This window comes from Brevundimonas sp. (assembly GCF_036659295.1).
GTDB lineage: Bacteria > Pseudomonadota > Alphaproteobacteria > Caulobacterales > Caulobacteraceae > Brevundimonas.
Window position 1 is genome coordinate 1 of the sequence record NZ_JAVXCU010000001.1, and the last position, 14,553, is coordinate 14,553.

Here is a 14,553-nt window from a genome sequence, read left to right on the forward strand (position 1 = left end):
CTTTGTCACGCTTGCTCCGCATCGGGAGCAAATGTCGCAGACATGTTTCGAGAACGACGATTCTGTTTCGCGAAACTCTCACATGCCCGTTGCAGCCCGCAATTAGTCAGCCCCCTGAACACCGGAGCGCCACACGGCCTCCGTTAGGGGATGCTGCATAATGAAACTGCAACTGCTCGTGGGCGTGGCTGTGACGCCGCTGGTTTTGGGAATGGCTGTGTTGCCGCAGGTGGCGCACGCTGACAGTCTGGTGGCTGCTGCGGCTGTCGTGCCCGCAGGCGAGGGGGTCTATGGCCGTGTGACTGACGCCAATGGCGCACCGCTGCCGGGCGTGGAAGTGACTGCGCAAGGCCGCCGCGCCGTCACCAACACCCAAGGCGAGTTCCACATGACCGGCGTGTCGGGTGATGTGGTGCTGCAAGCCCGCTATATCGGTCTGCCGACCGCGACCCAGTCCGTGCGTGTGCAGTCGGGCCAGATGACCTCGGTGGTGCTGGCGCTGGGCGCTTCGGAAGCGACATCGGTAGCCGATGTGGTGGTTAAAGGCGTGATTACCGAAGGCGTTGCCCGCTCGTTGAACCAGCAGCGCAATGCCGACGGCACGATCAACGTCCTGTCGGCGGACGCTATCGGTCGCTATCCGGACCCGAACGTCGCTGAATCCCTGCAACGCGTCGCCGGTATCGCTATCCAGCGCGATCAGGGCGAAGGTCGCTATATCAATATACGCGGTGCCCCTTCGGCCTTTACGGCGGTGTCGGTGGACGGCGTAGCAGTGCCTTCGGTCGATCCGGGCACCCGCGCGGTTGACCTTGATACCCTGCCGTCGGACATCGTCTCGAACGTCGAGGTCTCCAAGACCCTGTTGCCATCGCAAGACGCCGACAGCATCGCCGGTGCCGTCAATATCAAGACCCGCTCGCCGTTCGACAGCCGCCGTCTCAGCCTCAGTGGCTATGGTGGTGCCAGCTATAATGATTATGGCGGCGAGGACATCCGTGGCGGCCTGACCGCTTCGAACGTGTTCGGTGAAGACGAGCGTTTCGGCGCTCTGTTGTCCTATTCCTATTCCCAGACCAACCGCCGTCCCGACAATGTCGAAAGCGGCTGGACCAAGATGGAAACGCCGGAAGGCAATGAAATCTTCGCCCTCGAGGAAAGCCTGTTCAAGGACTATGACACCGAGCGTACCCGTCAGGCGGTGACCGGTGGTCTGGAGTTCCGTCCCAATGATGCGACCCGTCTGTGGGCGCGCGGCTCGTTTGCCAAGTTCGAGGACGACGAATACCGCAACCAGCTTTTGCTGACCTATGACGAGGGCGACATGGTGGCTGGCTCCAACAGCCGCAAAGCCACCTTTGACAATGTCACGGTCGAGCGCCAGTTGCGTCACCGTACGCAGGTCAACGAGATCACCACCCTGACCGCCGGTGGCGAGCACATCTTCGGCAATGGCGCTGTGCTGGACGGTAACCTGTCCTGGGCCTCGACCGAGCAGTCCTATCCGAACCGCAACGAACTGCTGTTCCGCTCCAATCTGACGCCGTCCGTCACCTATGACTTCTCGGGTGACCATTACGAGCCGACCTATTCGCTGTTCTCGACGCAAGAGCACATGAATGCCAGCGAGTACGGCTATCGCGAGACGGTGTTCCGCTCGAACACGACCGAGCAGGAAGAAGTCTCGGCCCAACTAAACCTCGAACTGCCGTCGCGCTTTGGCGATCAGGAAGTGACGTGGAAGTTCGGCGGCAAGTTCCGCACCCGCGAGGTGACGGCTGACGAAGAGCGCTTCCGTACCCGCCGTGCCGGTGACGGCCCGTCGCAATCCTATGCCGATCTGCTGGGTGATACGGAATCGCGCAACTACGACTATCTGCTGGGCTACAAGTTCAACAACGGTCTGGTGGACGAGTATTTCGCCTCGGCCCGTTCGAAAGCCGACCGCCGCATGCCGGACTCGGTCGTGTCCGACTATGAAGCGCAAGAAGATATTCTGGCCGGTTATGGTCAGGCCCGCTTTGATCGCGGGGCCACCAGCGTCACCGTGGGTCTGCGCGTCGAGAACACCAAGTTCGAAGGCTCGGCCCCCAGCTTTGTGGTCGATGCCAATGGCGACGAGGTTTACTCAATCGCCAGAGTGGACCGCGACGACACCGAGTTCTTCCCGAACCTGACCGTCCGCCACAGCTTCTCGGAAAACCTGATCGGTCGCTTCGCCCTGACCCGCTCGATCAACCGTCCGGAGTTCAACCAGATCGTTCCGCGCCGTGTCGAGGAAACCGATGGTTCGGACATCACCTACGAGATCGGTAATCCGGACCTGAAGCCGACCCTGTCGAACAATCTGGACTTCGGTCTGGAATATTATTTCGACGGTCTGGGCGTCCTGTCGGCCAATGCCTTCTACAAGGACCTGTCCGACTATCGTTACACCCTCGTCTATGGAGACAAGGTCACGATTGACGGCGTGGTTTACGACGCCGAGTTCCAAACCCCGATCAATGCGCCGGAAGGCCATCTGGCGGGTATCGAGCTAAACTGGCAGCAGAAGTTCAGCTTCCTGCCGGGTTGGGCCTCCAACTTCGGTGTCTTTGCCAACTACACCTATACGGATGCGGAGATCAAAACCGCGCAAGCCTATGGCGGGCGCGATACCTTCCAACTGCCGGGCCAGTCGGAAAACAACTATAATCTGGCCCTCTTCTACGAGAATGCCGGTCTGTCGGCGCGCCTCAGCTACACCAAGCGCAGCGACTATCTGGAAGAGATCAATGCCGATGATGCCGACTTCGACCTGCTGGTCGAGGGCCGGGAGCAACTGGACTTCACCGCCAGCTACGACTTCGGCAACGGCGTCGAAGTGTTCGGCGAGGCCAAGAACCTGACGGACTCGGCAGGTGTCAAATATTACGGCACCCGCGAGCGGACTTACGAGTACGAGAAGTTCGGCTTCAACGTCTTTATGGGCGTGCGCTTCAAATACTGATCGCCGTAATCGGGCAAAACGAAAGGCCGGACTGCAAAGTCCGGCCTTTTTTGCCGCGCGGGCGCCACACCATCGCTTTGCATTGGTCGAAACGTGCGCCCATATAAGCGCCAGCGGTTGACCCCGTGACTGGGTCTGCCTAAGCCCCCAATCAACGCGCCCGTATGTGTGTGGGCGCATCTAATGCTCAGAGGATCCCATGGCCGAAGCAGCCTACGACGTCGTCATCATCGGTGCAGGTCCCGGTGGCTATAACGCTGCCATCCGCGCGGGCCAACTGGGCCTCAAGGCTGCGATCGTCGAAAAGGGCCCGACCCTGGGCGGTACCTGCCTGAACGTGGGCTGTATGCCGACCAAGGCGCTGCTGCATTCGTCGGAACTGTTCGAGCAGGCTAATAACGAGTTCGCGCACATCGGCATCGAAGTGAAGCCGAAGCTGAACCTTGGCCAGATGCACAAGTCCAAGGACGACAGCGTCGAAGCCCTGACCAAGGGCATCGAGTTCCTGATGAAGAAGAACAAGGTCACGGTCGTAAACGGCTATGGCAAGATTGCCGGCACCGGCAAGGTTGAAGTCGAAGCTGCCGATGGCACCAAGACCGTTCTGGAAACCAAGAACATCCTGATCGCAACCGGCTCCGAGCCGACCCCGCTGCCGGGTGTCGCCTTCGAAGACGGCAAGATCATCGACTCGTCGGGCGCTCTGTTCCTGCCGAAGGTGCCCAAGCACATGGTCGTCATCGGCGCAGGTGTGATCGGTCTGGAGCTGGGTTCGGTCTGGCGTCGTCTGGGTGCCGAAGTCACCGTCGTCGAATATCTCGACAAGGTCGGTGCAGGCATGGACGCCGAAGTGGCGACCGCCTTCCAGCGCGGCCTGACCAAGCAGGGCCTGAAGTTCAAGATGTCGACCAAGGTCACCGGTGCCAAGACCTCCAAGGACGGTGTCGAACTGACCGTGGAACCGGCTGCCGGTGGTGCTGCCGAAACCATCAAGGGTGACGTGGTTCTGGTGGCGATTGGCCGCCGTCCGTTCACCGCTGGCCTCGGTCTTGAAACCGTTGGTGTTACGCCGGATGCGCGTGGCTTCATCGCCAATGACCACTTCAAGGTCGCCGATGGCGTCTGGGTTATCGGTGACGTGACCCACGGCCCGATGCTGGCCCACAAGGCTGAAGAAGACGCGGTTGCCGCGATCGAGCTGATGGTCGGCAAGGCCGGTCACGTCGATTACGCACTGGTCCCGTCGGTCATCTACACCTCGCCGGAAGTGGCATGGGTCGGCAAGACCGAAGAAGCCCTGAAGGCTGAAGGCGTGAACTACAAGAAGGGCAAGTTCCCGTTCGCTGCCAACAGCCGCGCCAAGATCAACCACGAGACCGAAGGCTTCGTGAAGGTTCTGGCCGATGCAGCGACCGACAAGGTTCTGGGCGTCCACATCTTTGGCCCGCAAGCGGGCGAGCTGATCGGTGAAGCCTGCATGACCATGGCGTTTGGTGGTGCCTCCGAAGACATCGCCCGCACCTGCCACCCGCACCCGACCCGTTCGGAAGCCGTTCGCCAAGCCGCCATGGGCGTCGAGGGCTGGACGATGCAGGCTTGATTTTAGTGCCCCTACTGAGTTGAGGGGCATTGGAATTCGCTAAAACGAGAACGGCGCGCTCCATAAGGGGCGCGCCGTTTTTTATCGGTTGTGCCTGTCATGGAGCTGGTGGCCACCACCTAGCCTCCCTGAGGTCGAAGTTTAACCCTTTATAGCTTCCGTTGCGGCTTCATCGATCAGCGCCGAAACCTCGGCGGGTTTCGAGGCCAGCGAGGCATGGCTGGTCGCCAGTGTGATGACCTTGCGTGCGCCCAGATTTGCTGCCATGCGCGCCTGGTTGTCCGGCGAGATCATCCGGTCGGCGCTGGAGATCTGGTACCAGGAAGGCTTGTTCTTCCACGCCGGTGCCTTAACGGCGTCCCCGAACGTGGTGGCAAGCGGAGCTTTCTGCGTGACGGCCATCACCAGAGCCTCGTCAAGCGTCAAATCCTGACAGAAACTCTCGTGGTACTTCTCCGGTTTCACCCATAGATATCCGTCGCTGTCCGGCGTGATATTGGCGACCGCTGCGGGTGGGTGGGCCTGTATGATCCCGCCGGGACTTTCACCGGCGTCAGGCGCGAAGGCTGCAATATAGACAAGCCCGATCACATTGGGTTGATTGCCGGCTTCGGTGATGACCGCACCGCCGTAGGAATGCCCGACTAGCAAGACGGGGCCTTGCTGTTGGGCAATCATCTTGCGGGTACGTTCGGCATCTTCCGCCAATGATGTGAGCGGCAGTTCTACGGCATGAATTGCGCCGTACCCCTGGCGTGAAAGCTCGACAATCACCTTGGCCCAGTGCGCCGCACCGCCCCAAAATCCATGCACTAGAATGATCGTAGGTTTATCGGTCATACCCATACGCCTTTGATAAGGAGCTCAGTGCTCAGTGAGGATTTAGGCTTGATGCTGTGCGGCTCCATTTTCGTAAAATCCCTAACGCCTGGAGGCGCTGTGGGATGCATCGACGGAATGGTTTCGGGCAAGCAGTCTTTGCGAGCTTTAAACGCGCACAGTTCTGGTCGGCTGCTGTTACGCCGCCTTGGCGATGATGGTGCGGTTGCGGCCTGCGTTCTTGGCTTCGTAGAGCGCCTTGTCGGCGGTTTCGATCAACTCGTTATAGTCGGGGTGATCCTTGAAGGCGGCAAGGCCCAGCGAGGCTGTGACGCGCGCCGTGCCGCCTACGGGCAAGCGGATCTCGCGGCTGGCCAGCTGCTCGCGGATGCGTTCGGCCACCACGTGGGCTTCTTCGGCGGAGGTTTCGACCAGAACGATCAGGAACTCTTCGCCGCCATAGCGGAAGACAAAGTCGCTAAGGCGGACATTGTCCGAAATGATCTCGGCGACCTGTTTCAGCACGGCATCGCCGGTGGAGTGGCCCCACTGGTCGTTGATGGCCTTGAAGTGGTCCACGTCCAGCATCATCAGGCTGAGCTGGGCCCCGTTATTGGTAGCCAGCGAGATTTCGCGGCTGAGAATGGTGGGTAGGAAGCGGCGGTTCAGCGCGCGCGTCAGCGGGTCTCGACCATTTTCGAGGCCCGCAACGCTCTGGAACAGGTCGTTCAGCAGGAATTTGATCTCCTGCACGCTGTTTTTCAGTTCCCCAAGCGGCTCTGACAGATCACCCTTGGTCTCGTGACCGGTGATCAGGCGCGGCAGGATGCTGCTGTCGACACGGGCAATAATGGCTTCGATGGCTGTAAGGCTGGGCGAGCCGTCAAAGATCAGACCCGCACGGTGGGTCAGCCATAGACCGAAAGGCGAGCTGGCCAGCGATGTCGGTTGCAGCACACAGCCGTCAAACATCTGGAACAGCACACCTTGCAGCCATTCCAGAAGCGCGGCGATCTGACCGTCGCGTTCGTGGGCAATGTCCTGACCCAGGGCAAACAGGCGATAGGATTCGTCCACCTGCGCGCGGCGCATCGAGCCTTGCATATAGGCCTCGCTCATAATGGCGATGGCCTGATCGATCAGGCCATCGGTCAGCATGATGGCGTGGGCCGCATCGACGCGGTCCAGATCGCTTTGCAGGACCAGTTCGCTCATACGGTTTTTGAGCACCGAGGCCCCGTACATGACCAGACGCAGTGGCACCTTAATGCGGGCATGCACCTCGCCAATCTTGCGCTGGTGCTGCTCGAAAATAGCCTTTTGCTCACCTTCCTGCCGGAAGATGTCCTGCACCCATTTCATCAGCGAGGCCTTCAGCCTCTCTTCGACGAGGCTGGAGCTGAGGAAGGTCTGGGCGCTCTCGTCGGTCAGCAAGACCTCGTAGAAGCGGTCGGCCAGATCGGCGGCATGGTCCTTTGAAAGGCTGCGGAGCAGTTGCTCGATGTGTCCTGAAAGCGGGGGGAGGACGCTATTCATTCAAATACTCGTTCGGTCGGATCGTGGCGCGCAGACAGGCGGTGGCCAATGCCAGGGTTCGGCATGGTCACTTCGCCTATGGCAAAGGTGTAAATATGGCCGTTATATTCGGGAGTTATGATTCCGGAAGCGGAATGAACTCCTGATTGTCATCGACGGGCAATTTCATGCGTCCGGCCTTCCAGTCGGCCTTGGCCTGCTCCATGCGATCTTTCGACGACGAAACAAAGTTCCACCAGATCAGGCGCTCCCCTAGAGGCTCTCCGCCCATGACCATGACGCTGGACGGCTGCAGGGCCGTGACGGTGGGCTCGGCTTGCGCAGACAGGACGACCATCTGGCCTTCGTGGAAGGGGCGACCGTCCACCTCGATCACACCCTTGGCGACGAACAGAGCGCGCTCGGTATAGCCACCCTTGGATTTGGGGGGCGGGGGCGCGGCGCGAACACCTTCGGCCATTTCCCAGTGGATGTAGAAGAGCGGGGATTCCACAGGCGTTCCGGCCTTGGCACCGAAAGCCTCGCCCGCCACCAGACGGGCAAACAGGCCGCCATTCTCGTAGGTCGGCTGTGCGTCCTCGCCCAGATGGGTGAAGGAGGGGGCGATCTCTTCTTTTTCGACCGGCAGGGCCACCCAGGCCTGCATACCGTGCATCTTGCCGCCCTGCGATTTTTTCAGCGGATCGGTACGCTCGGAATGCACAATACCCGAGCCTGCGGTCATCCAGTTGACCTCGCCGGGGCGAATGGCCTGCGTATAGCCCAGACTGTCGCGGTGCATGATCTCGCCCTCGAACAGATAGGTCAGGGTCGACAGGCCGATATGCGGGTGCGGGCGCACATTGATGGCGTCGCTGCCCGGCGCGAATTCTGCGGGGCCCATCTGGTCCAGAAATACAAAGGGACCAACCATGCGCTTTTGCGCGTGCGGCAGAATTCGCGAAACTTCGAAACCGCCCAGATCGCGGCGACGTCCTTCGATGATCCGTTCAATCATGGGGTAGCTCCTTGGTTTTAAACCGGAGAAGGGGGATGGCAGACAAGATAATACAAAAACGCCGCCCTTAAAGGGCGGCGTTTGCGACTTTATATCAAACCGGATGAAGTTTGATCAGTAAGGCGTTCAGGTCACGTGCGGCGTTATGATGCTGAGCGGCAGGGTGGTCACATTTTTCACGCCGCGCGTCACGATATGGCTGGCGCAGTCCGAGACGATGCCCAGCGTCAGCAGTTTGTCGCGCAGGAACTTGTCAAAGGTGTGCATGTCGGACGTGATGACGCGCAACACATAGTCCTCGCGGCCGGTAATGGTGGCGCATTGCACAACCTCGGGCCACAGGGCGACAGCATTTTCGAAGATGTCGAGGTTCTCGCGCGTCGGCAGGGACAGCTTCACGATGGCATAGACTTCGAAGTCCAGGCCCAGCAAGTTGGCATCTAGCAGCGTTACGCGCTTGCGTATCAGGCCACTATCCTCCAGTCTCTTGATCCGGCGCCAGCATGGCGATGCCGACAAGCCGACGCGGTCTGCGACTTCGGCCACCGACAAACCTGCGTCCTGTTGAAGGATATCCAGAATGCGGGCGTCGATAGGATCAAGTTCGTCGGCCAAAGGCGTTCTCCAAATTGGGTTATTGCGCAATAAAATACCCTATTTAGCATTATTGCAAGGGTATATTTGGAAGAGCGGTCAGGCATGAGCCATGCTATGCCTTTCATCCTGAGGAAACGCGTGCGGTAAACCGGACGGGATAAATATGAAAAATACGCCCCCTTTGTCGCTTCGAGTACCGGAGCCAACAGGTCGCCCCGGTGACAAGCCGGACTTTTCGCATCTGCAACTGGATGCTGCGGGAGCTGTAGAGCGCCCTTCGGTCAGCACCGAGCCGTCACAGATGCGCGACATGGCCTTCCGCCTGATCCGCGTTCTGGATGATAATGGCGATGCTCTGGGTCCGTGGAATCCCAAGCTGGATCCGGACACCCTGCGTCGTGGTCTGAAGGCCATGATTCTGACGCGCACATTCGATGACCGGATGCACCGCGCCCACCGTCAGGGCAAGACCAGCTTCTATATGAAGTGTACCGGCGAGGAAGCGATTGCCGTGGCACAGGGCATGGTTCTGAGCCGCGAGGACATGGGCTTCCCCACCTATCGCCAGCAGGGCCTGCTGATCTCGCGCGGTTATCCGCTGGCGAGCATGATGAACCAGATCTATTCCAATGCTGCTGACCCGATCAAAGGCCGCCAGCTGCCGATCATGTATTCGGCCAAGGACTATGGGTTCTTCACGATCTCGGGCAACCTCGGCACCCAGTATATCCAGGCTGTGGGCTGGGCGATGGCCAGCGCCTATCGCGGCGACAACAAGATTGCTGCCGCATGGATCGGTGACGGCTCTACCGCCGAGAGCGACTTCCACTCGGCCCTGACCTTTGCGGCTGTCTATAAGGCACCGGTGGTCCTGAACGTGGTCAACAACCAGTGGGCGATCTCGTCCTTCCAGGGTGTGGCTGGCGGTATGGAAACCACCTTTGCCTCCAAGGGCATCGGCTATGGCCTGCCTTCCTTGCGCGTAGACGGTAACGACTTCCTCGCTGTTTGGGCCGCGACCGCATGGGCCGAAGAGCGTGCCCGCACCAATCAGGGCGCAACCCTGATCGAGATCTTCACCTATCGCGGTGCTCCGCACTCGACCTCGGATGATCCCAGCCGCTACCGTCCGGCCGACGAGCACGAGCATTGGCCGCTGGGCGATCCGATCGATCGTCTGAAACAGCACCTGATCAAGATTGGCGAGTGGTCCGACGAGCAGCAGACCGCCGCCGAGGCCGAGGCCGTCGAGCAGGTGCGCGCCGCCGCCAAGGAATCCGAGGCTATCGGTACGCTGGGCCAGTCGCGCCCGAGCGTGAAAGAAATGTTCGAAGAAGTGTTTGCCGAACCGGACTGGCGTCTGGTCGAGCAGCGTCGCGAGGTTGGAGTCTGAGTATGAGCACCACAGCGATGAACATGATCCAGGCCCTGAACTCGGCGCTGGATAATAAGATGTCGGAAGACCCGACTGTCCTGTCGTTCGGCGAGGACACCGGTTATTTCGGTGGCGTGTTCCGTGTGACGGACCACCTGCAAAAGAACCATGGCCTGACCCGCAGCTTCGACACCCCGATCTCGGAATCGGGCATTGTCGGTGCCGCTGTCGGCATGTCGACCTATGGTCTGCGCCCTGTCGTGGAAATCCAGTTCGCCGACTACATCTATCCGGCCTACGACCAGATCGTGTCCGAGGCAGCCAAGATGCGTTACCGCTCGGGTGGCCAGTTCACCTGCCCGATGGTGGTGCGCTCGCCTTATGGCGGTGGCATCTTCGGCGGCCAAACCCACTCGCAGTCGCCCGAAAGCCTGTTCACCCATATTTCGGGTCTGAAGGTTGTCATCCCGTCCAACCCGTATGACGCCAAGGGTCTGCTGACCTCGGCCATCGAGGACGATGATCCGGTCATCTTCTTCGAGCCGAAGCGCCTGTATAACGGCCCGTTCGATGGCTGGCACGAAAAGCCGGTCAGCCCGTGGAAGGCGCAGGAACTGGCTCAGGTTCCGGCTGAAAAATACAATGTGCCGATCGGCAAGGCCCGCGTGATGCGCGAAGGCAATGACGTGACCATTCTGGCCTATGGCACCATGGTGTGGGTTGCTCTGGCTGGTGCCGAGCATGCCGGTATAGATGCCGAGGTGATTGACCTGCGCACGCTGGTGCCGCTGGATATCGAAACCATCGAGGCCAGCGTCAAAAAGACCGGCCGCTGCGTCATCGTCCACGAAGCCCCGAAAACCTCGGGCTTTGGCGGCGAACTGAGCGCACTGGTTCAAGAGCGCTGCTTCTATCACCTTGAGGCCCCCGTCACCCGTGTTACGGGCTGGGATACGCCTTACCCCCACGCGTTTGAGTGGGAATATTTCCCCGGCCCGCAACGCGTGGCCGATGCCCTGAAGTCCGTCATGGCAGGAGGTCGCTGATATGGGTCGTTTTGTTTTCAAACTCCCCGACGTCGGTGAAGGCACGGCCGAGGCCGAGCTGGTGCAATGGCACGTCAAGGTTGGTGATGTGGTCACCGAGGATCAGGCTGTTGCCGAGGTCATGACCGACAAGGCGACGGTAGAGATCACCTCGCCGGTCGACGGCACGGTCACTAAGCTGCACGGCGAAGTGGGCGAAATGCTGCCGGTGCGCGGCGCTCTGGTCGAGTTCGAAGTCGCTGGCGAAGGCAATGCCGCCGCAGAGGAAGCCGCTCCTGCTGCTGCTCCGGTGGCTGTCGAAGCGCCGGTCGCCAAGGAAGAGCCGAAAGCCGAAGTCGCCTCCGATGTCCCCGCTGCCGCCGTCGCGGCCGCCGGTGCGAACCATGTGTTCAAGCTGCCGGACGTTGGCGAAGGCACGGCCGAGGCCGAGCTGGTGGCATGGCACATCAAGGTTGGCGATGTGGTCGAAGAAGACCAGATCGTCGCCGAGGTGATGACCGACAAGGCCACGGTGGAACTGACCTCGCCCGTCACGGGCAAGGTGGTTCAGCTTCACGGCGAGGCGGGGCAAGCCCTGCCGGTCGGCGGCCCGCTGGTCAGCTTCTTCGTTGAAGGCAAGGGCGAGGCGGCTCCGGTTGCGGCACCTGTGGCCGCTGTAGCTCCGGCTCCGGCCAAGGTCGAGGCTCCGAAGGCAGCTGTGGCCCCCAAGGCATCTGCCAAGCCCATCGCTGCTGTCACCGGCCGCAAGGCAGGCGAGCGTCCTCTGGCCTCTCCGGCTGTGCGCCAGCGTGCGCGTGATCTGGGCATTGATCTGGTCTTCGTGCCGGGTACCGGTCCTGCGGGCCGTATCGAGCATGCAGACCTCGACGCTTTCGTTGCCCGTGGTGGTGTGATTGCGCCGAGCGCAGGTGCGGCTTCGTCGCCCTATGCCAAGGCGGAAGGCACGACCGAGGTCAAGATCATCGGCCTGCGCCGCAAGATCGCGGAAAAGATGGCCGAGAGCGTCCGTCGCATCCCCCACATCACCTATGTGGAAGAGATCGACATGACGGCTCTGGAAGAGCTGCGCGGTCACCTGAACGCCCAGAACAAGGGCAGCGATAAGCCCAAGCTCAACGTCCTGCCTTTCATCGCCCGCGCCATCATCGTGGCGCTGAAGGACCAGCCGAACATTAACGCCACCTATGACGACGAGGCGGGTATTCTGACCCAGCACGCCGCCGTGCATCTGGGCATTGCCGCCCAGACGCCGAATGGCCTGATGGTGCCGGTGGTCCGCCACGCCGAGGCGCGCGATGCCTATGACACCGCCCTTGAAATCACCCGCGTGTCGGGTGCCGCCAAGGACGGTTCGGCCAAGCGCGAAGAACTGTCGGGTTCGACCATCACCATCACCTCGCTGGGTACGCTGGGCGGTGTGGTGCACACCCCGATCATCAACCATCCGGAAGTCGCCATCATCGGCCCCAACAAGATCGCCGATCGCGTGGTGGTCAAGGACGGCCAGATGGTCGTACGCAAGATGATGAACCTGTCTTCCAGCTTCGATCACCGTATCGTCGACGGCCACGACGCGGCTGTCTTCGCACAGAAGATCAAGAACCTGCTGGAAAATCCGGCAACCCTCTGGATGTAATCTAAACCGACCTACCCCTTCCGCTCATCCCCCGCGGATGCGGGGACCCAGGCTTTAGCTTTGGACCCCGCATTTGGCCTTTTACACCTACATCATGGCCAGTCAGCGAAACGGGACGCTGTATACAGGTTCGACCGACAATATCGGGCATCGGGCTTGGCAGCATGCGCAAGGGGTAGGGTCGGGCTTCACGTCGAAATATGGCGTGGGGACCTTGGTCTGGTTCGAAACATACGAAACCCGGATGCGGCGTTTCGGCGCGAGCGCCAGATCAAGAAATGGAACCGCCAATGGAAACTGCGGCTGATTGAAGATTTAAATCCCGGCTGGCGCGATCTCACCGAGACGCTGAGTGCTTAGCCAAACACTGGGTCCCCGCCTCCGCGGGGATGAGCGGAGAGTGTGATGCAGCAGATCAAAACAAAAGTCCTGATCATCGGCGCGGGCACGGGCGGCTATGTGGCCGGTATCCGTTGCGGGCAGCTGGGTCTGGAGACCGTGCTGGTGGATGCGTCCGCTGGTCTGGGCGGTACCTGCCTGAACGTGGGCTGTATCCCGTCCAAGGCCATCATCCATGCGGCGGGCAAGTATGAAACCGTAGCCAAGGCGGCGTCCGATGCGGGCACGCTGGGCATTACGGCGTCTGCGCCTGCCATCGACCTGAAGAAGACGGTCGAGTGGAAGGACGGCATCGTCAAGAAGCTGAACGGCGGCGTTTCGGCCCTGCTGAAGAAGGCCAAGGTCAAGGTCATCAAGGGCTGGGCCACGTTCGAAGATGCCAAAACCTGCATTGTGGCGACCGAGGATGGCGACATCCGCATTACCGCCGAACATGTCATTCTGGCCACGGGTTCAGAGCCTGTCGAACTGCCGTTCCTGCCGTTCGGTGGCGACGTGATTTCCTCGACCGAAGCTCTGTCCCTGCCGGAAGTGCCGAAAAAGCTGGTCGTCGTCGGTGGTGGCTATATCGGTCTGGAACTGGGCATCGCCTTCCGCAAACTGGGGGCCGAGGTCGCCATTGTGGAAATGGCCGACCGTATCCTGCCGCTGTACGATAAGGCCCTGACCGATCCGGTGGCCAAATGGCTGGAGCGTCACGGTGTTGAACTGATGCTGGGTGCCCGCGCTGGCGGCTTCGGTGACGGCAAGCTGAACGTCACGGACAAGGACGGCAACCCGCTGCAACTGGCCGCCGACAAGGTGCTGGTCACTGTGGGCCGCCGCGCCCGCACCAAGGGCTGGGGTCTGGAGAATATGGGCGTGGCCATGGAAGGCCCGTTCGTGAAGATCGACGACCGCTGCGCCACCTCGATGAAGAACGTCTGGGCCATCGGTGACCTGACGGGCGAACCGATGCTGGCCCACAAGGGTTCCGCTCAGGGCGAGGTCGTGGCCGAGATCATCGCGGGCCATAACAAGCGCTTTGATCCGACCACCATCGCCGCCGTCTGCTTCACCGAGCCGGAAATCGTCTCGGCGGGTATGGGCGTCTCGGATGTCGAAGGCCGTGACGATGTCATTCAGGCCGTCTTCCCGTTTGCTGCCATCGGTCGCGCTCTGGCCATCGAGGCGGGCGATGACGGCGGCTTCGTGCGCGTGATCGCCGACAAGAATGATCACCGCCTGCTGGGTATCCAGGCCGTCGGCCAGCACGTCAGCGAACTGTCCAACAGCTTCGCCCAAATGCTGGAAATGGGCGCAGTGCTGGAAGACGTCGCCGGCACCATCCACGTCCACCCGACCCTCGGCGAAGCCTTCCACGAGGCCTCCCTGCGCGCTCTAGGCCACGCGATCCACATCTGACCACTCTAGCCGTCATCCTCCGGCTTGACCGGAGGATCCATAAACCGAGGCGTGCTGTCGTCTGTGGCAACTGGATCCCCCGATCTTCGCCCGCCTAGCGGGATCCGTCGGAGGATGACGAATGTTTCTCCTCCCTTGCGTTAGCGGGGGAGGTG

Annotated in this window: 11 protein-coding genes; 7 read left to right on the forward strand and 4 right to left on the reverse strand. The window is 60.9% G+C overall.

Features of this window, described 5'->3' with window-relative positions:
* Positions 1 to 160: 160 nt before the first annotated feature.
* Together RSB01_RS00005 and lpdA (RSB01_RS00010) are read left to right on the forward strand one after the other, a co-directional pair.
* On the forward strand, positions 161 to 2,989 hold the full coding sequence (locus tag RSB01_RS00005) for a TonB-dependent receptor (protein ID WP_332589798.1): 2,829 nt from the start codon (positions 161 to 163) through the stop codon (positions 2,987 to 2,989).
* 199 nt (positions 2,990 to 3,188) lie between these two features.
* A complete protein-coding gene (gene lpdA, locus RSB01_RS00010; protein WP_332624960.1) occupies positions 3,189 to 4,589 on the forward strand; it encodes a dihydrolipoyl dehydrogenase in 1,401 nt (466 codons plus the stop codon).
* Between the two features lie 141 nt (positions 4,590 to 4,730).
* Here lpdA (RSB01_RS00010) and RSB01_RS00015 read toward each other — a convergent pair whose 3' ends face one another.
* The 4 genes from RSB01_RS00015 to RSB01_RS00030 form a co-directional block, all read right to left on the reverse strand.
* Positions 4,731 to 5,429: an alpha/beta hydrolase gene (locus RSB01_RS00015; protein WP_332591792.1), complete on the reverse strand. Its 699-nt coding sequence runs from the start codon at positions 5,427 to 5,429 to the stop codon at positions 4,731 to 4,733.
* Between the two features lie 177 nt (positions 5,430 to 5,606).
* Positions 5,607 to 6,944: a GGDEF domain-containing protein gene (locus RSB01_RS00020; protein WP_332591791.1), complete on the reverse strand. Its 1,338-nt coding sequence runs from the start codon at positions 6,942 to 6,944 to the stop codon at positions 5,607 to 5,609.
* A gap of 115 nt (positions 6,945 to 7,059) precedes the next feature.
* A complete protein-coding gene (locus tag RSB01_RS00025; RefSeq protein WP_332620241.1) occupies positions 7,060 to 7,941 on the reverse strand; it encodes a pirin family protein in 882 nt (293 codons plus the stop codon).
* Positions 7,942 to 8,067: 126 nt separating this feature from the next.
* Positions 8,068 to 8,556, reverse strand: a complete 489-nt coding sequence (locus RSB01_RS00030; protein WP_332592106.1) for an Lrp/AsnC family transcriptional regulator — start codon at positions 8,554 to 8,556, stop codon at positions 8,068 to 8,070.
* Positions 8,557 to 8,701: 145 nt separating this feature from the next.
* On the opposite strand from RSB01_RS00030, the gene RSB01_RS00035 reads away from it, so the two are divergent.
* The 5 genes from RSB01_RS00035 (at position 8,702) to lpdA (RSB01_RS00055) (ending at position 14,398) form a co-directional block, all read left to right on the forward strand.
* On the forward strand, positions 8,702 to 9,931 hold the full coding sequence (locus RSB01_RS00035) for a 3-methyl-2-oxobutanoate dehydrogenase (2-methylpropanoyl-transferring) subunit alpha (protein WP_332592105.1): 1,230 nt from the start codon (positions 8,702 to 8,704) through the stop codon (positions 9,929 to 9,931).
* A 2-nt stretch (positions 9,932 to 9,933) separates the two neighbouring features.
* Positions 9,934 to 10,959 (forward strand): alpha-ketoacid dehydrogenase subunit beta, encoded by a 1,026-nt coding sequence (locus RSB01_RS00040; RefSeq protein WP_332619705.1) that lies wholly within the window; start codon positions 9,934 to 9,936, stop codon positions 10,957 to 10,959.
* Between the two features lies 1 nt (position 10,960).
* Positions 10,961 to 12,595 carry a 2-oxo acid dehydrogenase subunit E2 gene (locus tag RSB01_RS00045; protein WP_332592007.1) on the forward strand — a complete coding sequence of 545 codons (1,635 nt, stop codon included), beginning with the start codon at positions 10,961 to 10,963 and terminating at the stop codon, positions 12,593 to 12,595.
* A gap of 94 nt (positions 12,596 to 12,689) precedes the next feature.
* Positions 12,690 to 12,902 (forward strand): GIY-YIG nuclease family protein, encoded by a 213-nt coding sequence (locus RSB01_RS00050; protein WP_332592009.1) that lies wholly within the window; start codon positions 12,690 to 12,692, stop codon positions 12,900 to 12,902.
* A 98-nt stretch (positions 12,903 to 13,000) separates the two neighbouring features.
* Positions 13,001 to 14,398 (forward strand): dihydrolipoyl dehydrogenase, encoded by a 1,398-nt coding sequence (lpdA, locus tag RSB01_RS00055; RefSeq protein ID WP_332619704.1) that lies wholly within the window; start codon positions 13,001 to 13,003, stop codon positions 14,396 to 14,398.
* Positions 14,399 to 14,553 lie beyond the last annotated feature (155 nt).